24 protein-coding genes are annotated in these 17,846 nt (G+C 72.2%); 17 read left to right on the top strand and 7 right to left on the bottom strand.

From position 1 onward, the window contains the following. Positions 1 to 10 precede the first annotated feature (10 nt). The 4 genes from FB471_RS30300 to FB471_RS30285 are packed head-to-tail and all read left to right on the top strand — an operon-like array spanning position 11 to position 3,475. Positions 11 to 1,177, top strand: coding sequence for an ArsA family ATPase (locus FB471_RS30300; RefSeq protein ID WP_142003203.1), 1,167 nt, complete (start codon positions 11 to 13; stop codon positions 1,175 to 1,177). Next, positions 1,174 to 1,626 carry a hypothetical protein gene (locus FB471_RS30295; protein ID WP_142003201.1) on the top strand — a complete coding sequence of 151 codons (453 nt, stop codon included), beginning with the start codon at positions 1,174 to 1,176 and terminating at the stop codon, positions 1,624 to 1,626. The genes FB471_RS30300 and FB471_RS30295 overlap by 4 nt, the downstream gene beginning before the upstream one ends. Then, positions 1,627 to 2,601, top strand: a complete 975-nt coding sequence (locus FB471_RS30290; RefSeq protein WP_142003199.1) for an ROK family protein — start codon at positions 1,627 to 1,629, stop codon at positions 2,599 to 2,601. A gap of 4 nt (positions 2,602 to 2,605) precedes the next feature. After that, positions 2,606 to 3,475 (top strand): NUDIX domain-containing protein, encoded by an 870-nt coding sequence (locus tag FB471_RS30285; protein WP_142003197.1) that lies wholly within the window; start codon positions 2,606 to 2,608, stop codon positions 3,473 to 3,475. Here FB471_RS30285 and FB471_RS30280 read toward each other — a convergent pair. From FB471_RS30280 to FB471_RS36030, 3 genes are all read right to left on the bottom strand, one after another. Then, the gene (locus FB471_RS30280) at positions 3,472 to 4,620 is read right to left on the bottom strand and encodes a glutamate--cysteine ligase (RefSeq protein WP_142003195.1); all 1,149 of its coding nucleotides are present in this window, start codon (positions 4,618 to 4,620) and stop codon (positions 3,472 to 3,474) included. The genes FB471_RS30285 and FB471_RS30280 overlap by 4 nt on opposite strands. A 21-nt stretch (positions 4,621 to 4,641) precedes the next feature. Beyond that, on the bottom strand, positions 4,642 to 5,193 hold the full coding sequence (locus tag FB471_RS30275; protein WP_142003193.1) for a hypothetical protein: 552 nt from the start codon (positions 5,191 to 5,193) through the stop codon (positions 4,642 to 4,644). 76 nt (positions 5,194 to 5,269) lie between these two features. Next, positions 5,270 to 5,566, bottom strand: coding sequence for a hypothetical protein (locus FB471_RS36030; protein ID WP_425457122.1), 297 nt, complete (start codon positions 5,564 to 5,566; stop codon positions 5,270 to 5,272). Positions 5,567 to 5,789: 223 nt separating this feature from the next. On the opposite strand from FB471_RS36030, the gene FB471_RS30265 reads away from it, so the two are divergent. Next, entirely contained in the window at positions 5,790 to 6,554 is a 765-nt protein-coding gene (locus tag FB471_RS30265; RefSeq protein WP_142003191.1) for a lysophospholipid acyltransferase family protein, read from the top strand. 27 nt (positions 6,555 to 6,581) lie between these two features. After that, the gene (locus tag FB471_RS30260; RefSeq protein ID WP_142003189.1) at positions 6,582 to 7,094 is read left to right on the top strand and encodes a polyadenylate-specific 3'-exoribonuclease AS; all 513 of its coding nucleotides are present in this window, start codon (positions 6,582 to 6,584) and stop codon (positions 7,092 to 7,094) included. A gap of 52 nt (positions 7,095 to 7,146) precedes the next feature. Here FB471_RS30260 and FB471_RS30255 read toward each other — a convergent pair whose 3' ends face one another. Genes FB471_RS30255 through FB471_RS30245 form a run of 3 tightly spaced genes read right to left on the bottom strand, consistent with a single transcriptional unit; the run spans position 7,147 to position 9,504 of the window. Then, positions 7,147 to 7,413, bottom strand: a complete 267-nt coding sequence (locus tag FB471_RS30255) for an HPr family phosphocarrier protein (protein ID WP_142003187.1) — start codon at positions 7,411 to 7,413, stop codon at positions 7,147 to 7,149. A gap of 25 nt (positions 7,414 to 7,438) precedes the next feature. Beyond that, positions 7,439 to 8,722, bottom strand: coding sequence for a PTS transporter subunit EIIC (locus tag FB471_RS30250; RefSeq protein ID WP_142003185.1), 1,284 nt, complete (start codon positions 8,720 to 8,722; stop codon positions 7,439 to 7,441). Then, the gene (locus tag FB471_RS30245; protein ID WP_142003183.1) at positions 8,719 to 9,504 is read right to left on the bottom strand and encodes a GntR family transcriptional regulator; all 786 of its coding nucleotides are present in this window, start codon (positions 9,502 to 9,504) and stop codon (positions 8,719 to 8,721) included. Before FB471_RS30245 ends, FB471_RS30250 begins: the two co-directional genes overlap by 4 nt. A 217-nt stretch (positions 9,505 to 9,721) precedes the next feature. Here FB471_RS30245 and FB471_RS30240 point away from each other — a divergent pair, with 217 nt between their 5' ends. Both FB471_RS30240 and FB471_RS30235 read left to right on the top strand, forming a co-directional pair. After that, positions 9,722 to 9,958: a PTS sugar transporter subunit IIB gene (locus FB471_RS30240; protein WP_142003181.1), complete on the top strand. Its 237-nt coding sequence runs from the start codon at positions 9,722 to 9,724 to the stop codon at positions 9,956 to 9,958. Further along, positions 9,955 to 10,407 (top strand): PTS sugar transporter subunit IIA, encoded by a 453-nt coding sequence (locus FB471_RS30235; RefSeq protein WP_142003179.1) that lies wholly within the window; start codon positions 9,955 to 9,957, stop codon positions 10,405 to 10,407. The genes FB471_RS30240 and FB471_RS30235 overlap by 4 nt, the downstream gene beginning before the upstream one ends. Before the next feature lie 103 nt (positions 10,408 to 10,510). On the opposite strand, the gene FB471_RS30230 is transcribed toward FB471_RS30235, so the two are convergent. Then, positions 10,511 to 10,984 (bottom strand): QcrA and Rieske domain-containing protein, encoded by a 474-nt coding sequence (locus FB471_RS30230; RefSeq protein WP_142003177.1) that lies wholly within the window; start codon positions 10,982 to 10,984, stop codon positions 10,511 to 10,513. Between the two features lie 128 nt (positions 10,985 to 11,112). Here FB471_RS30230 and FB471_RS30225 point away from each other — a divergent pair, with 128 nt between their 5' ends. The 9 genes from FB471_RS30225 (at position 11,113) to FB471_RS30185 (ending at position 17,791) form a co-directional block, all read left to right on the top strand. Next, entirely contained in the window at positions 11,113 to 11,487 is a 375-nt protein-coding gene (locus FB471_RS30225) for a hypothetical protein (protein ID WP_142003175.1), read from the top strand. Beyond that, entirely contained in the window at positions 11,484 to 11,993 is a 510-nt protein-coding gene (locus FB471_RS30220; protein ID WP_281287459.1) for a sigma-70 family RNA polymerase sigma factor, read from the top strand. Before FB471_RS30225 ends, FB471_RS30220 begins: the two co-directional genes overlap by 4 nt. After that, positions 11,990 to 12,649, top strand: a complete 660-nt coding sequence (locus FB471_RS30215; protein WP_142003171.1) for an anti-sigma factor family protein — start codon at positions 11,990 to 11,992, stop codon at positions 12,647 to 12,649. Before FB471_RS30220 ends, FB471_RS30215 begins: the two co-directional genes overlap by 4 nt. A gap of 220 nt (positions 12,650 to 12,869) precedes the next feature. Beyond that, on the top strand, positions 12,870 to 13,532 hold the full coding sequence (locus tag FB471_RS30210) for a prepilin peptidase (RefSeq protein ID WP_246076798.1): 663 nt from the start codon (positions 12,870 to 12,872) through the stop codon (positions 13,530 to 13,532). Positions 13,533 to 13,567: 35 nt separating this feature from the next. After that, positions 13,568 to 14,755 carry a chorismate synthase gene (gene aroC / locus FB471_RS30205; RefSeq protein WP_142003169.1) on the top strand — a complete coding sequence of 396 codons (1,188 nt, stop codon included), beginning with the start codon at positions 13,568 to 13,570 and terminating at the stop codon, positions 14,753 to 14,755. Then, positions 14,749 to 15,303: a shikimate kinase gene (locus FB471_RS30200; protein ID WP_142003167.1), complete on the top strand. Its 555-nt coding sequence runs from the start codon at positions 14,749 to 14,751 to the stop codon at positions 15,301 to 15,303. The genes aroC and FB471_RS30200 overlap by 7 nt, the downstream gene beginning before the upstream one ends. Before the next feature lie 15 nt (positions 15,304 to 15,318). Further along, positions 15,319 to 16,428, top strand: coding sequence for a 3-dehydroquinate synthase (gene aroB, locus FB471_RS30195; protein WP_142003165.1), 1,110 nt, complete (start codon positions 15,319 to 15,321; stop codon positions 16,426 to 16,428). Next, entirely contained in the window at positions 16,425 to 16,892 is a 468-nt protein-coding gene (gene aroQ, locus FB471_RS30190) for a type II 3-dehydroquinate dehydratase (protein ID WP_281287458.1), read from the top strand. The genes aroB and aroQ overlap by 4 nt, the downstream gene beginning before the upstream one ends. Continuing rightward, positions 16,889 to 17,791, top strand: coding sequence for a GNAT family N-acetyltransferase (locus FB471_RS30185; RefSeq protein ID WP_142003163.1), 903 nt, complete (start codon positions 16,889 to 16,891; stop codon positions 17,789 to 17,791). Before aroQ ends, FB471_RS30185 begins: the two co-directional genes overlap by 4 nt. The last annotated feature ends 55 nt before the right edge of the window (positions 17,792 to 17,846 follow it).

The raw sequence follows: 17,846 nt of genomic DNA, 5'->3' as shown, positions 1-17,846 counted from the left end.
AAGGACAGGCGTGCGCATCCTGCTGTTCACCGGCAAGGGCGGGGTCGGCAAGACCACCCTGGCCGCGGCCACGGCCGCCGGGCTCGCCGGCACGGGCAGGAAGGCACTGGTGGTCTCGACCGATCCGGCGCACTCCCTCGGCGACGCCTTCGGCCGCCCGCTCACCGCCGATCCTTCCGAAGTGGACACTCACCTGCACGCGGTGCAGGTGGACCCGCGCGGGCTGGCCGACCAGGCGTGGCAGGACCTGCGGCACACGCTGCGGCACGCGCTGGCCGGCGCCGGGGTGGACGCGCTGGACGCCGAGGAACTGACCGTACTGCCCGGGATCGACGAGGTGCTCGCGCTCACCGAGGTGCACCGTCTCGCCCGGTCCGGGCCGTGGGACACCGTGGTGGTGGACTGCGGTCCGACCGCGGAGACCCTGCGGCTACTCGCGCTTCCGGAGGCCATCTCCGGCTACCTCGGGAGGATCTTCGGCAGGCCGGCCAGGATCGGTGGGCGCCGCTGGGCGCGCGCCGCCGACTCGGTGCGGCAGCTGGGCGAGCACCTGGCGTCGCTGCGCGAGCTGTTGACCGATCCCGGCGTCACCACCGTCCGGCTGGTGCTCACCCCGGAGCGGGTGGTGGTGGCCGAGACCCGCCGCACGCTCAGCTCGCTCGCCCTGCGCGGGATCCGGGTGGACGGGCTGGTGGTCAACAGGGTGATGCCGACGCCGGGCCGGTGGCGCGGGGCCGCCGCCTCCTGGATGCGAACCCGGCGGGCGCAGCAGCAGGCCGTGCTGGGTGAGTTCGCCGGAGCGGGCCTCGACCCGGCGCTGGTGCGGCCGGTGGAACACCGCGCGGCCGAGCCGGTCGGCCTGCCCGCGCTGCGGGCGATCGCCGAGGAACTCTACGGCGGTCACGATCCGCTCGACGGCGAGGACGCCCCGGCCGCACCGCTGCTACGGGTGTCCGAAGTGGACAACGGCTACGAGCTGCGGGTGGCGCTGCCGTTGAGCAAGGACGCGGCGGTGGACCTCGCCAGGGTGGAGGACGACCTGGCGATCACGGTGGACGGGTTCCGCAGGCTCATCGCGCTGCCCGAGCTGCTGCGGCCGTGCCGGGTGACCGGCGCCGAGGCCGGTGCGCGGGGCCTGCTGGTGTCCTTCGTCCGGGAGAGCGGGAGCGAGCGATGACCGAGGAGACCGCCGCGGCCCGGCTGGCCGAGGAGATCCGGTTACTGGTGGAGCTGGTGGTCGAGCGCGCGGCGCCGTGGCTGGACGGGCTGGTCGCCGCCGGCCACGGCGGCACCGACGGTGGCGAGCACCGGCAGCGCGCGGCCGAGGAGGAACCGGCGGGGCCGACCACCTGCGGCTGGTGCCCGCTGTGCGCCGTGGTCGCCGTCGCCCGCGGGGAACGCCCGGAGTTCGCCGCCCGGCTGCTGGACCAGGCCACCCAGCTGGTGGCGCTGCTGCGGGCGGTGCTCGCCGACCGCTGGGAGCCGGAGCAGGGCGTGCACATGCCCGGCTTCCGGCCGGACGCCGGTGCCGAACCGGCGGGGCAGGACGCCGGGCAGCGGGTGCAGCGGATCGCCGTGCACCGTCGGGAGGACTGGGATTCGGCGCGGTCGGCGGAGGAACGCTAGGTGCTGACGATCGGTGTTGACGTCGGGGGAACGAGCGTGCGGGCCGGCGTCGTCGACGAGCAGGGCGACCTGCTGGACACCGCACGGGTCGCCACCCCTGGCGGGGAGGACGCGCTGGAGGACGCGATCGCCGGGGTGGTCGCCCAGCTGCGCAACCGGCACGAGGTGGCCGCGGTGGGCCTTGCCGTGGCCGCGTTCGTCGGCACCGACCGCCGTTCGGTGATGTTCGCGCCGCACCTGGCCTGGCGGGCCAGCCCGGTGGCCGACCGGATCGCCAAGCGGGTGGGCCTGCCGGTGACCCTCGAGCACGACGCGAACGCGGCCACGGTCGGCGAGCACCGGTACGGCGCGGCACGGGGAGCGCGGGTGGCCTGCCTGATCGCGGTGGGCACCGGCATCGGCGCCGGGCTGCTGCTCGGCGGCGACCTCTTCCGCGGGGCGCACGGGGTGGCGCCGGAGCTGGGGCACCTGTGCGTCGTACCCGGCGGTCGGCCGTGCTCCTGCGGCAAGTACGGCTGCTGGGAACGGTACTGCAGTGGCACGGCGCTCGCGGCCACCGCGGTGGAACTGCTGGCCAGGCACCCGAGCCGGTCCACCGTGCTGGCCAGGGAACTGTCCGGCGACCCCGGCTCGGTGACCGGGCGGCGGGTCGCGGGCGCCGCGCGGGACGGCGACCCGATCGCGTTGCGCGCGCTGGCGGAGCTGGCGCGCTGGCTGGGTGAAGGGCTGGCGCTGGTCGCCGATGTCTACGACCCCGAGGTGGTCGTCGTCGCCGGCGGGGTCTCCGGGTCGGCCACACTGTTCCTGGACGAGGCCCGCGAGCACTACGCGCGGGTGGTCACCGGCGCCGGGCACCGCCCGCTGGCCCGCATCCGCACCGCACAGCTCGGGGACGAGACAACCATCGTCGGTGCGGCCACGCTGGCGAGGGACGCGCGGAAGAAGCCGGGCACCCTCGGGGGTGTGGCACCCTAGCCGGATGCTGCTCGGTGACGGGGAAGGCTTCGTGAAGTGCGCCTGCGGCAACCGGCACTGGGGACGGTACGGCGCGGCCGGGCTGCTGCTGTCCGACCCCGAGCGCGGCGTGCTGCTGCAGCGCAGGGCCTGGTGGACACACCACGGCCGTACCTGGGCGTTGCCGGGCGGCGCCGTGCGGCCGGAGGAGAGTCCGGCACAGGCCGCCACCAGGGAGGCCGAGGAGGAGGCCGCCGTCGCGGCCGAGGCGGTGTGGGTACTCGCGGCCTCCACCGAGGACCACGGCACCTGGAGCTACACCACCGTGCTGGCCACCGCGCGTGGCCCGGTCCGGCCGCGGGCGATCAGCAGGGAGAGCGCCGAGCTGCGCTGGGTGCCGGCCGGGCAGGTGGAGCGGCTTCCGCTGCACCGGGATTTCGCCGCGGCCTGGCCGCGGCTGCGCGCGCAGCTCGAACGGGAGCTGGTGCTGGTGGTGGACGCGGCGAACGTGATCGGCTCGCGGCCGGACGGCTGGTGGCGGGACCGCGCCGCCGCCGCGGTCCGGTTGCGCGACCGGCTCGGTGGCCTAGCCCGGGTGCGCGGCATCGACCTGGGCCTGCCGGCCGAGGGGGAGTGGTCCTGGTGGCCGCGGGTGATACTGGTGGTCGAGGGTCGGGCACGGGACACCCCGCCGGACGGGCTGGTGGAGGTGGTCGCCGCCGAGCGGGACGGCGACCAGGCCGTGGTGGACACCGCCCGCGGGGCACTGGCCGACCGGCCACGGGACCACGTCGTGGTGGTGACCGCCGACCGGGAGCTACGGGCAAGGGCACAGGGCGAGGGTGCCGCCGTGCTCGGCCCGCGTAGCCTGCTCGACCTGCTGGAGCTCGACTAGCCTGCCGGGCCGGAAGGGGAGCCCGCGCGCAGCTCGGCGACCAGCGCGTTCACCACGGCGCCCAGGTTCCCGCCGTTGGCCAGCGCGACCGCGCGCTGCCGCTGGTAGCTGGCGCCCCGGTCCAGGATCTCGGCCACCCCGCGCAGCTCGGTCACGCAGTCCAGCTGCTTGGCCACCGGTTCCAGCCGCTCCAGCAGGTCGGCGAGGTCCTCGGTCACCAGCCGCTCGTTTCCGGCCGCGTCGGTGATCACGATGGCATCCATCCCGTACCGTGCCGCCCGCCACTTGTTCTCCTGGACATGCCACGGCGGCAGGGTCGGCAGCCGCTCGCCCGCGTCCAGCCGGGTGCTGAGGTCCTCCACGAGGCACTGGGTCAGCGCGGTGACCGCGGACACCTCGGCCAGCGTCGGCAGGCCGTCGCACACCCGGTTCTCGATGGTGCCGAAGTGCGGCGCGGGCCGGATGTCCCAGCGGATCTCGGAGAAGTGGTCGATCACCCCGGTGACGAACATGTCCGCCACATAGCTTTCCAGCTCCGACCAGTGCCGGAACTGGAACGGCAGCCCCGCGGTCGGTAGCTGCTGGAACATCAGGGCGCGGTTCGACGCGTACCCGGTGTCCTCGCCGGCCCAGTAGGGCGAGGAGGCCGAAAGCGCCTGCAGGTGCGGCGCGTGGTTCAGCAGCGCGTCCAGGATCGGCAGCACCTTGCCGCGGTGGTCGATACCGACGTGCACGTGCACGCCGTAGATCAGCATCTGCCTGCCCCACCACTGGGTGCGGTCGATCAGCTTGGCGTAGCGTTCCTTGTTCGTCACCTTCTGCCGTGTCCAGCTGGAGAAGGGGTGGGCGCCCGCGCAGAACAGCTCGATCCCGAGCGGGTCGGTGACCGAGCGCACCAGCTCGACCGAGTCGGCGAGGTCCGCGCGCACCTCGCCGACCGTCGAGCAGACGCCGGTGGTCACCTCCACGGTGTTCAGCAGCAGCTCGTGCTTGATCTTCGGGTGCGCCGGGCTGCCGGCCGGGCAGACATCGGTGACGATTCGCTCGGCCACCGAGGCCAGCTCACCGGTGTCCGCCTCGATCAGGGCGAGCTCCCATTCCGCGCCGACGGTCGATCGGCGGGAGGGGTGGAAGTCGATCCGCACGGCGCAGCCCGGGTCGGCCGGTCACACCTGCGCGCCGGTACTCGGGTCGGCGCCGTCCGGCGGGCCTTGCTTGACCCGCAGCAGGAGCAGCGCGAGCGCGGCGGCGAGGCCGAGCAGCCCGAGCGGGGTGCCGACCGAGCTGGACAGTCCCACCAGGCCCGGCGCGATCAGCAGTACCAGCGCGATCACGAAGAACAGCAGCACCACGATGGCGCCCTTGCGGGGCTTCGGCAACGGCGGCGGCTCCGGCGGGACGTAGTGCTCGTCCTCGTCCTCGGTCCCGCCCCCCGCGGGCTGGGAGCCGTCCAGCATGGTGGCGTCCCACTCGGTGTCGCTACTTCGCCAGTCCGAGGCCGGTCGTGCCGGTGGCCGCGACACTCCCCTTTCCTCGCTTTCCCCGCCGTCGCCGACCTCCTCGGTGTCGCCGGTGTTCCTCTCCCGCCGGGTCTCCGGCTCCTCCGTGTCGCCCTTGCCCAGGCCGTCGCCCACCCCCTGCGCGCGCAGGTCGGCGACGATCTCGGCGAACGTGGCGTCCACGTCCTCCGGGCCGTCGCTGCCACCCACCCTGCTCATGCCTCGGCTCCTTCTCGCTGCGCTCCTGGGCCCGTGGGCCGGACCTGCGATGCTCGCGAGGCGTCGCTTTCGGGGCTCATGCCTCGGCTCCTTCTCGCCGCGGTCCGCGGCCCGGCGCCCCCAGCGGCTGGTGTGCCCGTACGACATCGAGACTGCGCTCGAAGACCAGCGGGGCGTCGTGGTCCGGCGTCGCCACATGGAAGCTGTCCCGCGGTAGGACCTCGGTGAACTCCGTGCTGCGCACGCTCTCGGCGAGGTACGCACCCCGCGGGCGCATGCTCGCGGGCGTGCCGGCGAGGCCATGACACGGCAACACCCCGGACCCGGTCGGGCCGGTGTGCGCGAACGGTTCCGCGCCGGCGAGCACAGGCATTCGCGATCGTCCTCCGGTTGAGCTCTGCCACCTGCCATGGTCGCACGACCGGACACCCCGGCGGGTCCGTCCGCGGAGCCGAACGGGGCTACCGACCATGTGACATGTGTCGCTGCCACGACGCAACCGGACCTCCGGCCGTTGTGCGCGTACGCTGGCGCTTCGTAGGCTGGATGGCCGGAGCGGTCTTGCCCCGAACCGGCAGCGAGGAGGACATGGCGCGGTGCTGTACTGGCTGATGAAGTATGTGCTGCTCGGGCCGGTGCTTCGGCTCCTGTGGCCGATGAAGGTCGTCGGCCTGGAGAACGTCCCGGACTCCGGTGGCGCCATCCTCGCCGGTAACCACATCGCGGTGGCGGACTCCTTCTTCATGCCGCTCTACGTCAAGCGCAAGGTGACCTTTCCCGCCAAGCAGGAGTACTTCACCGAGAAGGGGATCAAGGGCCGGCTGAAGAAGTGGTTCTTCCTCGGGGTCGGCCAGTTCCCGATCGACCGCTCCGGTGGCTCCGCGGCGCAGGCCGCGCTGGACACCGCGATCCGGCTGGTCCGTGCGGGGCACCTGCTGGGGATCTACCCGGAGGGCACCCGATCCCCGGACGGCAGGCTGTACAAGGGCAAGACCGGGGTCGCCCGGATCGCGCTGGAGTCCGGCGGAGTGGTCGTGCCGGTGGCGGTGCTCGGAACCGACAAGGTGAACCCGATCGGGTCGAAGATGTGGCGACCGCGCCGGCTCGAGGTCCGCTTCGGCAAGCCACTGGACTTCTCCCGCTACGAGGGTCTCTCCGGCGACCGCTTCGTCGAGCGGTCGATCACCGACGAGATCATGTACGCCCTGATGGAACTGTCCGGCCAGGAGTACGTGGACATCTACGCGGCCAGGGCCAAGGAGCTGGCGGATGCGGAGGCCGGTGGGATACGGCCGGCCGTGCCCACCCAGGCGGCCTCGGGCAGGGAGGCCGGCAGGCTCCCGGAGACCAAGGCCGGCTAGACCGAACGCACCTATTAGGGTGCCCCGGTGCGATTCTTCTACGACACCGAGTTCATCGAGGACGGCGTGACCATCGACCTGGTTTCGATCGGTGTCGTAGATGCCAGGGGGCGCGAGTTCTACGCCGTGTCCACCGACTTCGACCCGGGCAAGGCCGGGCCGTGGGTGCGGGAGAACGTCCTGCCGAAGCTGCCCTCGCCGGGCGACCCGGCCTGGCGCAGCCGCGCGCGCATCCGGTCCGACCTGCTGGAGTTCTTCGGTAAGCCGCCCGGTGGGATCGAGCTGTGGGCCTGGTTCGCCGCCTACGACCACGTCGCGCTCGCCCAGCTGTGGGGCCCGATGCCGGCGTTGCCGCGCCAGCTGCCGCGGTTCACCAGGGACCTGCGGCAGCGCTGGGAGGACGTCGGCAAGCCGAAGCTGCCCACCCCGCCCGAGGACGCGCACGACGCGCTCGCCGACGCCCGGCACAACCTCGAACGCTGGCGGATCATCGAGAAGGTCAGCCGCACCCGCGGCTTCCCCGCCCACAGCTACGAGTGACCCGTTCCCGGCGAAGGTCGCCGGGAACGGGCCACTCACAGGCAGATATGGACTAGCCGTCGAGATCGCTGGCCACGAGATCGGCAACCGTGTCGACGGCGGCCTGCGCGCCTTCGCCCTCCGCGCTGATCAGGACCTCGTCACCGTGCCCGGCGGCCAACGTCATCAGGTTGAGCACGCTGCCCGCGGCCACCGCGTCGTGACCGTCCTTGGCGATGGTGACCTGCACCTGCTGCGCCGCGGCGGTCTTGGCGACCAGCGCGGCCGGCCGTGCGTGCAGGCCGACCTTGCTGGCGACCGTGACCCGTCTCTCGACCATGGATCATCCTTCCCGTTTCCGTGGGTCAAGCCCGGGGTGCCGCGTCGTCCTTGGTGTTCTTGTCCGCGGCTTTGGGGTCCTCGGGGGTCTCCGCGGCCGTGATCTCCTCGTCGTCCTCCCGGCCTGGGGTGCGCAGGTTCCACTTGGTGATCACGAACCGGAAGAGGAAGTAGTAGATCACCGCGTAGACCAGGCCGATCGGGATCAGCAGCCAGGCGTTGCTCGCCGCCTCGGCCCGCATGTTCAGCAGGAAGTCGATCGCACCCGCGGAGAAGCCGAAGCCGAGGTGGATGTCCAGCGCGTTGACCAGGGCCAGGGAGAGCCCGGTGAGCACCGCGTGCAGGATGTACAGCGGGAACGCGACGAACATGAAGGCGAACTCGAGCGGCTCGGTGACACCGGTGAGGAACGCGGTCAGTGCCGCCGAGAACATGATACCGCCGACGACCTTCTTCTGGCTCGGCCGCGAGGTGTGCCAGATCGCCAACGCCGCCGCGGGAAGGGCGAACATGAAGATCGGGAAGAATCCGGTCATGAAGGCGCCGGCGTTCGGGTCCCCGTCGAAGAAGTTGTTGATGTCGCCGCCGTCGAAGATGAACCACACCGGCACGTTCAGCAGCTGGTGCAGGCCGACCGGGATGAGCAGCCGGTTCAGCATGCCGTAGATGCCGCCACCCACGATCGGGGCGCCGGTGACCGCCTCACCGAGATTCTGCATACCGGCATCGATCACCGGGAAGATCAACCCGAAGACCACACCGATGAGCAGCAGTACGAACGAGTTGATGATCGGTACGAACCGGCGGCCGCCGAAGAACGCCAGGTACGGCGGTAGCTTGATGCGATGGAACCGCTGCCACAGCACGGCGGTGACCAGGCCGACCACGATGCCGCCCAGCACGCTGTAGGGCCACTTGAGAGGGTTCAGCCACCAGCCTGCGCCCTCTTCGAAGCCCTCCAGCTCGCTGATCGGGGCGAAGACCTGCACCACCTGGTTGAACACGACCCAGCCGACAACCGCGGCCACGCCGGTTGAACCGTCGCCCTTGCGGGCGAAGCCGACCGCGATACCGACCGCGAACAGCAGCGGCAGGAAGTTGAAGAGGCCGCCGCCTGCCGCGGCGAGCACCTCGGCGATCTTGTTCCAGCCGAGCCCGTCCTCGCCCAGCATGTCGGCTTGGCCGAACCGCAGCAGCAGTGCGGCGGCGGGCAGGGTGGCGATGGGAAGCATGAGGCTGCGGCCGAAGCGTTGTAGCCCGGCCATCCCCTTGCGTTGCCCCTTCGCCCCCGATTCCGAGGTAGTACTCATCGGGTACCTCCATGTTTCGCAAGGTGACCGGAATCCGGGGTACTCCGGTCCAATTGCATGGTGAGCTGGTAGTGATCTCCCCGGTACCAGGACGTCATGTCTTCCACCGGTTCCCCGCGCGCGCTGGAGACCCTCCGGAAGACCAGCAGCGGGCTGCCGGTACGGATCCCGAGCAGCGACGCTGTTTCCTTGTCCGCCGATTCCGCCCAGACGGTCTGCCAGGCGTGATCCAGCCGAAGGTCGTAGCCGGCGGCCAGATGGGCGTACAGCGACTCGGTGAGGTCGAGATCGAACAGGCCGGGCACCCTGCGCGGGTGGTACCAGCCGCGTTCCACCGCCAACGGCACTCCGTCGGCCCGGCGCAGCCTGCGGAGCCGGTACGCGGGCTCGCCCTCGTCCAGGCGCAGTGCGGTCGCCGTCGGGCCAGGGGGCACCTCCATGGTCGTGCCGACGACCTCGGTGGTCGGGGAAAGCCCGCGGCGGCGCATGTCGTCGGTGAACGACATCAGGTAGAGCTGCAGCTCCATCCGCCTGCTGGCGGTGAAGGTGCCCTTGCCGCGCACCCTGGACAGCAGCCCTTCCTCGACGAGCTTGCCGATCGCGGAGCGGACCGTGAGCCTGGAGACGTCGTAGCGCTCGGCCAGTTCGCGTTCGGAAGGGATCGGAGAACCCGGTGGCAACTCGCGCTCGACGCTGCGGCGCAGGATCTCCCTGAGTTGAGCGTGTTTCGGCGTGGGCCCTTCCACCACGCGGTCCACGGAAGCACCGGTCGTAGGATCCATCCGGCACCTCCGTTCCCCGTTGATCCGACGTGCGCTCGCGTCCGGGCCGGAACATTGGTACGTTCCGGTCTAGACCATTCGCTGATGGGGCAGAATGCTCCGCCGCGCGACGGGTGTCAACCACCGTTACGAGTTCGTGTTCGACACGGCGGTGATATCGCTGTCCCGCGGCGGGATGCTGCAGCCGACGCGACACGTACAGAGCAAGGAGGCCGCTGTGGCGGATGAAAGGCCGGAGCAGATTCTCGCGGCACTCGGTGGCGCCGACAACGTCATCGACATCGAGGGTTGCATCACCCGGCTGCGGTGTGAGCTGGAGGACGGCTCCCTCGTCGACGAGGCCGCGCTGAAGAAGGCGGGTGCGCACGGGGTGATGAAGGCGGGGTCGGTCGTTCAGGTCATCGTCGGCCCCGAGGCGGACACCATCGCCAGCGATATCCAGGACTTGATGTGACACTCTCCGTGCAGAGCCCGGTGTCCGGCGTGACCGCGCCGATGACGGAGGTGCCCGACCCGGTGTTCGCCGAGGCCATGGTCGGCCCCGGCATCGCCGTGCGGCCGAGCGGCGGCCGTGCCGACGCGGTGGCGCCGGTGGCCGGGACCGTGGCGACCCTGCACCCGCACGCCTTCGTCGTGACGGCCGAGGACGGCCGCGGGGTGCTGGTGCACCTGGGGATCGACACGGTGAAGCAGAAGGGCGAAGGGTTCACCCTGCACGTGGTCAAGGGTGAGTCGGTGCGGGCGGGCCAGCCGATCGTCAGCTGGGACCCGGATTCGGTCAGCGCGGCCGGTTACTCCCCGATGGTGCCCGTGGTGGCCCTGGACGCCGCCGCCGACGTGCTGAGCGGGCTGACCCCCGAGGTCACCGTCGCGGCAGGCGACCCCCTCTTCACCTGGTCCTGAGGGAGCCCTGAACGCCACTGTCGGGACGTTGGACGTCGTGAACGTGGCTTTCGGGACATCTGACGTCCCGAAAGCCACGTTCAGGGCTTTTCTGGGGGTTGGGTCAGGCGGGCAGGATCTGGCCATCCTGCACGCGGACGTTCACCTTGGGCAGCGGCTCGCTCGCCGGGCCGTTGCGTACCTCGCCGGTGCCGGCGTCGAACACCGAGCCGTGGCACGGGCAGCGCAGCTCGGCCCCGTCCGGCTGGACCTTGCAGCCCTGGTGCGTGCAGACAGCGCTGAACGCGGCCGCGGTGGTGTCGTCGGGCCGGGACACGATGACGTCCTCGCCGTTCATCGTGACGGCTTTGGCCTCGCCCACCCCGATGTCCTCCAGCGCCGCCAGCGGTTGGTCGCCGCTCGGCGCGTCTCCCGCGCCGGTCCCGGTGCCCGTGCCGGTGCCGGTCTGGTCCTGCGGCGTGTTCGAACCGGAGTCGCTGGATCCGCACGCGGTGAGCGCGACCGTGCCGGCGACGGCGCCCGCGGTGGCCGCCCCGACGGTGAGTGCTGTGCGACGGGTATGCAGTTCGGCAGTCATGCCCGTTGACACGATCCGCCCCGCAGGGAGGTTCACTACCGGGCCGGACCGGGCCGGAAATGAACCCGGAGAGCGGCAGGCTCGTGTCTCTGCCAGAGTCACCGGAACGCCGACGGAGCGGAGCGGGCATGAGCGTGGTGGTGCTGCGCGGGCTGATCGTGCTGGGCCTGCTGGGTTCGGCCTGGGTCCACCTCGACCTGTGGCTGGTCGGGTACCGCGACATCGAGGTCATCGGCCCGCTGTTCCTGGTGAACGTGATCGCGGGGGTGGTGATCGCGGTCGGCGTGGCCTGCTGGCGGCACTGGCTGCCCGCGCTCGCCGCGGTCGGCTTCGGCGCGGCCACACTCGGCGCCTTCCTGCTGTCGGTGACGGTGGGCCTGTTCGGCATGCAGGGTGTGCTGGACGGCTCCCCGCAGTTGCTGGCCGCGCTGGCGGAGACGGTATGCGTGCTCGGCGGTGGACTCTGGCTGCTGGCCATGGCCCGGGAGCGCGATCCCCGGTGAACGGGGTCGAGGACGAGCTCATGCGTGCGCTGCACGACGATCACGCTGCCGCGCTGTGGTCCTACGCGCTCCACCTCACCAGTGGTGACCGGGCGCGGGCCGAGGACGTGGTCCAGGAGACGCTGCTGCGTGCCTGGCGGCACCCCCGCGTGCTGGACCAGTCGCAGGGCTCGGCGCGCGCCTGGCTGTTCACCGTGGCCCGGCGCATCGCGATCGACGGCTGGCGCTCGGCGGCCGCGCGCTCCGAGGTGACCACCGACGCCCCGCCCGAGTTGGCCGAACCGGACGGGACCGAGCGCGCCGTGCAGGGCTGGCTGGTCGCCGAGGCACTCGGCGACCTGTCGCCCCGGCATCGTGAGGTGCTGATGCTGTGCTACTTCCACGGCCTTTCGGTGGCCGACGCGGCGTTGCGGCTCGGTGTCGCCGAGGGGACGGTCAAGTCCCGCACGCACTATGCCCTGCGCGCGCTCCGGCTGATCATGGAGGAGAAGGGGGTGACCCCATGACCGGGCACGATCCCGCGGGTGAGGACCCGTTCCGCGAGTTCGACGCCGCCTACGTGCTGGGCGCCCTGTCCCCGGAGGACCGGTTCGCTTTCGAGCAGCACCTGCGGATGTGCGCCGACTGCGCCCGTTCGGTGCGCGAGCTGGCCGGCATGCCCGGGTTGCTCGCCCAGGCGCGCACCGAGACCGTGCCGGTCGAACCGCCGCCCGCGCACCTGCTGCCCGCGCTGACCGGCAAGGTACGGCGAGCCCGCAGGCGCACGCTGGTGGGCACGGTGACCGCCGCCGTGGTGGGCATCGCCGCCGGTGCCGCCGCGGTCGCCGCACTGGTGCTGCCCGTCGCTCCCGAGGAACCGGCCGGGGTGGCCATGACACCGGTCTCGCGGTACGCGGTGCCGGTGCAGGCCACGGCGCGGCTCACCAACCTGGAATGGGGCAGCAAGGTGGAGATGTCCTGTACCTACCGCGCGGGCAACGGCGGGGACTACGCGCTGGTGGCGGTGCGGCGGGACGGCGGGCTCGCCGAGCTGGCGAGCTGGCACGCGGTCGCCGAGGACACGGTGCGCATCTCGGTGGGGACCAGGCTGCAGGACGACGATATCCAGGCACTGGAGATCCGCACCCCGGAGGGGAAGCCGCTGTTGCGGATGACGCCGTAGCGAACGCTCCGTTCGCGCCCCGTCCGCGGGGCCGCCCGGAACGATCCGGTGAACGCGCTCGCGCGGTGTGCGTGGGCTGTCGCCGCAGGTCATCGCGTTGGCGAGGGGTAAAGGGGCCGGGATGGCCCGGTGCCGACCACCGCGGGCGGCATGGCTGAACGGACCGTTCACACCTACCGTTCCTTGCCCTGGTTCGCTCGCCTGTTCGATGCTCGTGGGTATGGGACTGGTGGTCATGCTCCTCTTCGCCGCGGCCGGTGCGGGCGCAGGCCTGACCGGCTGGTGGCTGCTCGGCCGGGCACGGCCTCCCGCGGCCACGCCCGCGGCGAGCTGCGCGCTGGCCACGGCGTTGCTCGCGGCCGTGGTCGCCGGGCGCTGGTGGGGACAGGCGTGGCCGGACTGGTGGCTGCCCGTGCCGCTGGTCCTCACGGCGTTCGGGGTTCCGCTCGCGCTGGCGGACCTCGCACACCGGCGGCTGCCGGACGTGCTGACCCTGCCGCTGTATGCGGCGGTCGGGCTGGCGCTGGGCATCGCCGCCACGGCCGCACCCGATGCGGCCCTCGCCACCAGTGCCTTGCTCGGTGCGCTGGTGTTCGGCGGCGCGCACCTGCTGATGCATCTCGCCGCACCCCGCGCGCTCGGTGCCGGGGACGTGAAACTCGCCGGCAGCCTCGGCGCCGTGCTGGGCGTGGGCGGTTGGGCGGTGCTGGTGCTGGCGGCCTGCCTGTCCGCGGTGGCCGCCGCGTCGATGGCGGCCGTGGCGAGGCTGAGCCGGGCCGGTCGCTGGCGGGACGGGGTGCCGCACGGCCCCGGGCTGATCGCGGCCGCCTGGCTGGTCACCGTTTTCCCGGGAACCGGATGGGAGGTGCCTGTGGGTAGTTGATTCGTCCTCGCGTGGCTCGTGACAGGATCGTCCCTGTGTTGCGCTGGATGACCGCTGGTGAATCGCATGGCCCCGCCCTCGCGGCCATACTCGAGGGCATGGTGGCCGGAGTGGAAGTCACCACCGCCGACCTGGGTGAGCAGCTCGCGCGGCGGAGGCTCGGCTTCGGCCGCAGCCCTCGGATGGGGTTCGAGACCGACCGCGTCGAGTTCGTGGGCGGGGTCCGGCACGGCCGTACCCAGGGCGGGCCGGTCGCGGTGCAGATCGAGAACGCCGAATGGCCCAAGTGGGACAAGGTCATGGCGGCCGATCCGGTGGATCCGGCCGAGCTCGAGGGCCTGGCTCGCAACGAGCCGCTGACCCGGCCCCGCCCGGGGCACGCCGATCTGGCCGGTATGCAGAAGTACGGGTTCGACGAGGCGCGCCCGGTGCTGGAGCGTGCCAGTGCCAGGGAGACCGCGTCCCGGACGGCGCTGGGCACGGTCGCGCGGGCCTATCTGCGGCAGTTGCTGGGTGCCGAGGTGGTCAGCCACGTGGTGTCCATCGGCGGCGCCGAGGCTCCGGAGGGGCCGCTGCCGCGGCCCGAGGACCTGGCGGCCGTGGACGAGAGCCCGGTGCGGGCGTTCGGCGAGGCCGCTACCGAGGCCATGGTGGCCGAGGTGGACGCCGTACGGAAGGCGGGGGACACCGTCGGCGGGGTGATCGAGGTGATCACCTACGGGCTGCCGCCGGGGCTGGGTTCCCACGTGCACTGGGACCGCAGGCTGGACTCCCGGCTGGCCGGGGCGCTGATGGGCGTGCAGGCCATGAAGGGCGTCGAGGTCGGCGACGGCTTCACCACCGCGCGCCGGTGGGGTAGCGGGGCGCATGACGAGATCGACCCGGGTTCCGGGGTCACCGGGGTGACGCGGCGGTCGAACCGGGCGGGTGGCCTGGAAGGTGGCATCACCAACGGCGAGCCGGTGCGGGTACGGGTGGCGATGAAACCGATCTCCACCGTGCCCCGCGCGCTGTCCACGGTGGATGTCTCCACCGGTGAGGCCGCGGTCGCGATCCACCAGCGTTCGGACGTGTGCGCGGTGCCGCGGGCCGGGGTGGTGCTCGAATCCGTCGTGGCGCTGGTGCTCGCCGACGCGGCGGTGGAGAAGTTCGGCGGCGACTCGCTGGCGGAGAGCAAGCGCAATGCCGAGGCGTACCTGCGCGAGCTGGAGCAGCGATGGTGAGACCACGGGCGGTCCTGATCGGCCCTCCGGGCTCGGGCAAGTCCACCGTGGGCCGATTGCTGGCCGAACGGCTCGGCACCGGGTTCCTGGACAGCGACGACGCCGTCGAGGCCCGCGCGGGCAGGACGATCTCGGAGATCTTCACGGCCGAGGGCGAACCCGCCTTCCGGGAACTGGAACGTGCGGCCATCGCCACCGCGCTCGAGGAACACGGGGGCGTGCTCGCGCTCGGCGGTGGCGCGGTGCTGGCCGAGGAGACCCGGCGGCGGTTGGCCGCGCATAAGGTCGTGTTCCTCGCCGTCGGAATGTCCGAGGGTGTCCGCCGCACCGGGATGTCCACGGCGCGGCCGCTGCTGACCGGGGTCAACCCGCGGGCCACCTACAAGGCGCTGCTGGACGCGCGGCTGCCGATCTACCGCGAGGTCGCCATGCTGGAGATCGACACCGACGAGCGCGCTCCCGGCGAGGTGGCCGACGCCGTGCTGGAGTTGCTCGGCGAGGCGGACCCGCCTGCCGAGCCCGATCGCACGGACACCGCACAGACTTAGGAGTTGTTGGCAACTATGACCGACCCGGTTCGCGTCAAGGTCGAGACGGAGCGGCCGTACGACGTCCTGATCGGCCGTGGCCTGCTCGGGGAGCTGACCGAGGCGCTGCGGGAGACCTCAGGCGTCGCCCTGATCCACCCGCCCACCCTCACCACCGCGGCCGAGGCGATCCGGGCCGAGCTCGCCGAGGCCGGGCTGGACGCGCACCGGGTGGAGATCCCGGACGCCGAAGAGGGCAAGGCGCTGTCCGTGGCCGGGTTCTGCTGGGAGGTTCTCGGCCGCATCGGGCTGGACCGGCGGGGCGCCGTGGTCGGGCTCGGCGGCGGAGCCGTGACCGACCTGGCCGGATTCGTGGCCGCCACCTGGATGCGCGGGGTCCGCCTGGTCAACGTGCCGACCACCCTGCTGGGCATGGTGGACGCCGCGGTCGGCGGGAAGACCGGCATCAACACCGAGGCGGGCAAGAACCTGGTCGGGGTCTTCCACGAGCCGTCCATGGTGCTGGCCGATCTGGCCACCCTGGAGACCCTGCCGCCGAACGAACTGGTGGCCGGCATGGCCGAGGTGGTCAAGGCCGGCTTCATCGCCGACCCGCGCATCCTGGAACTGATCGAGCGGGATCCGGCCGGCGCGCTGGACACCGAGGGTGAACTGCTCGGCGAGCTGGTCCGGCGTTCCATCCAGGTCAAGGCCGATGTGGTGGCCGCCGACCTGCGGGAGTCCGGGATGCGCGAGTTCCTCAACTACGGGCACACGCTCGGGCACGCCATCGAGCGTCGCGAGCGCTACCGGTGGCGGCACGGGGCCGCGGTGAGCATCGGGCTGGTCTTCGCGGCCGAGCTGGCCAGGCTGGCCGGCAGGCTGGACGATGCCACCGCCGACCGGCACGGCACGGTGCTGCGGGCACTCGGCCTGCCAACCCGCTACGACGGCGACGCGCTTCCGCAGTTGCTGGAGGGCATGCGCGGGGACAAGAAGACCCGCTCCGGCACGCTGCGCTTCGTGGTGCTGGACGGGCTCGGCAAGCCGGGCAGGCTGGAGGGCCCCGATCCATCCCTGCTGGCCGCGGCCTACTCCGCGATCGCCGCCGAGTCCGCCGACAACGGGGGAGGGGTGCTGCTGTGACCGTGCCCGGTGATGCCGGCCGGAAGGTCCTGGTGCTGAACGGCCCGAACCTCGGGCGGCTCGGCATGCGGGAGCCGGAGGTCTACGGCTCGACCACGCACCAGGAGCTGGCCGAGCGGTGTACCGAGGCGGGTTCCCGGCTCGGCCTGGACGTCGAGGTGCGGCAGACCGATCACGAGGGCGAGCTGGTCGGCTGGCTGCACGAGGCCGCCGACGCCGGCTGGCCGGTGGTGCTGAACGCGGCCGCGTGGACCCATTACTCCATCGCGGTGCGCGACGCGGCGGCCCAGCTGCCCGCTCCGCTGATCGAGGTGCATATCTCCAATGTGCACAAGCGGGAACCGTTCCGGCAGCACAGCGTGCTGTCCGATATCGCGCGCGGGGTGATCCTCGGCCTCGGCGTGGACGGCTACCTGCTCGCCCTGCGGTGGCTCGCCGATCACGTGGCCGACAACGCGGGATGACGGCGCTTCCCGTGCTGCGTGGCCCCCGGGTCCGGCTGCGGGGCTTGCGGCGGGCCGACGCCCCGGCCGTGCTGCGGGTGTTCGCCGATCCGGAGATGAGCCGGTTCTTGGAGGCCGACCTCTCCGACCCGGCGCGGGCCAAGGAGATGGTCGAGCGGCGGCTGGACTACCAGGGGCCGGAGGGCACCGGGCACTGGGTGGTCGAGCTCGGCGGCACCGTGGTCGGGCTCGCCCACCTGCGCCCCTCCTGGGAACTGCCCGTGGAGGGCGCCGAGATCGGCTGGTTCGTGGACGGCGCCTACGGCGGCAGGGGGTTGGCCACCGAGGCCGCCGCACTGTTGCTGGAGCACGGCTTCGACACCGTCGGCCTGCCCGCCGTGTGGGCACTCGTCCACGAGGCCAACCTGGCCAGCCGGAAGCTGGCCGAGCGGCTGGGCTTCCAGGATGTCGGCGGCGGTGAGCACTACGGCGGCCCGCACCGCGTGTACGTGGCACCGGCCCGGCCCGCGACCGGGGTGCACCACATCGAGCTGTGGGTTCCCGACCTGGAACGTGCGAGGGAGTCCTTCGGTTGGCTGCTGGGTGCGCTGGGCTGGTGGGAGTATCAGCGGTGGAGCGCGGGAACGAGCTGGCGGTCCGGCGGCTGGTACCTGGTGGTGGAGCAGTCACCGGCACTGTCCGGAGACGTCCACGACCGGTGCCGGCCCGGCCTGAACCACATCGCACTGCGGGTGCCGTCCCGGCGACGGCTGGACGAGCTCGTCGCGCGGGCGGCCGAGCACGGCTGGAGCCCGCTGTTCGCCGAGCGTTACCCGCATGCGGGTGGCCCCGAGCACTACGCCGCGTACCTGGAGAACCCGGACGGCTACGAGGTCGAGCTGGTCGCGCCCGGTAGCTGAACCCCGCCGCAACACCCGTATGTGGTCATCAGGACGGGTGAGGTAATCCGTAGAC

Origin of the sequence: Amycolatopsis cihanbeyliensis (genome assembly GCF_006715045.1) — a bacterium.
In the GTDB taxonomy this organism is placed as follows: Bacteria; Actinomycetota; Actinomycetes; order Mycobacteriales; family Pseudonocardiaceae; genus Amycolatopsis; species Amycolatopsis cihanbeyliensis.
This window is presented reverse-complemented; position numbering and strand designations above follow the sequence as displayed.

Coding starts and splice junctions, on each gene's coding strand:
- FB471_RS30295 (WP_142003201.1), top strand. CDS start 1,174: ATGACCGAGGAGACCGCCGCGGCCCGGCTGGCCGAGGAGATCCGGTTA.
- FB471_RS30285 (WP_142003197.1), top strand. CDS start 2,606: ATGCTGCTCGGTGACGGGGAAGGCTTCGTGAAGTGCGCCTGCGGCAAC.
- FB471_RS30275 (WP_142003193.1), bottom strand. CDS start 5,193: ATGAGCAGGGTGGGTGGCAGCGACGGCCCGGAGGACGTGGACGCCACG.
- FB471_RS36030 (WP_425457122.1), bottom strand. CDS start 5,566: ATGCCTGTGCTCGCCGGCGCGGAACCGTTCGCGCACACCGGCCCGACC.
- FB471_RS30255 (WP_142003187.1), bottom strand. CDS start 7,413: ATGGTCGAGAGACGGGTCACGGTCGCCAGCAAGGTCGGCCTGCACGCA.
- FB471_RS30250 (WP_142003185.1), bottom strand. CDS start 8,722: ATGAGTACTACCTCGGAATCGGGGGCGAAGGGGCAACGCAAGGGGATG.
- FB471_RS30245 (WP_142003183.1), bottom strand. CDS start 9,504: ATGGATCCTACGACCGGTGCTTCCGTGGACCGCGTGGTGGAAGGGCCC.
- FB471_RS30230 (WP_142003177.1), bottom strand. CDS start 10,984: ATGACTGCCGAACTGCATACCCGTCGCACAGCACTCACCGTCGGGGCG.
- FB471_RS30225 (WP_142003175.1), top strand. CDS start 11,113: ATGAGCGTGGTGGTGCTGCGCGGGCTGATCGTGCTGGGCCTGCTGGGT.
- FB471_RS30215 (WP_142003171.1), top strand. CDS start 11,990: ATGACCGGGCACGATCCCGCGGGTGAGGACCCGTTCCGCGAGTTCGAC.
- FB471_RS30210 (WP_246076798.1), top strand. CDS start 12,870: ATGGGACTGGTGGTCATGCTCCTCTTCGCCGCGGCCGGTGCGGGCGCA.
- FB471_RS30200 (WP_142003167.1), top strand. CDS start 14,749: ATGGTGAGACCACGGGCGGTCCTGATCGGCCCTCCGGGCTCGGGCAAG.
- aroB (WP_142003165.1), top strand. CDS start 15,319: ATGACCGACCCGGTTCGCGTCAAGGTCGAGACGGAGCGGCCGTACGAC.
- FB471_RS30185 (WP_142003163.1), top strand. CDS start 16,889: ATGACGGCGCTTCCCGTGCTGCGTGGCCCCCGGGTCCGGCTGCGGGGC.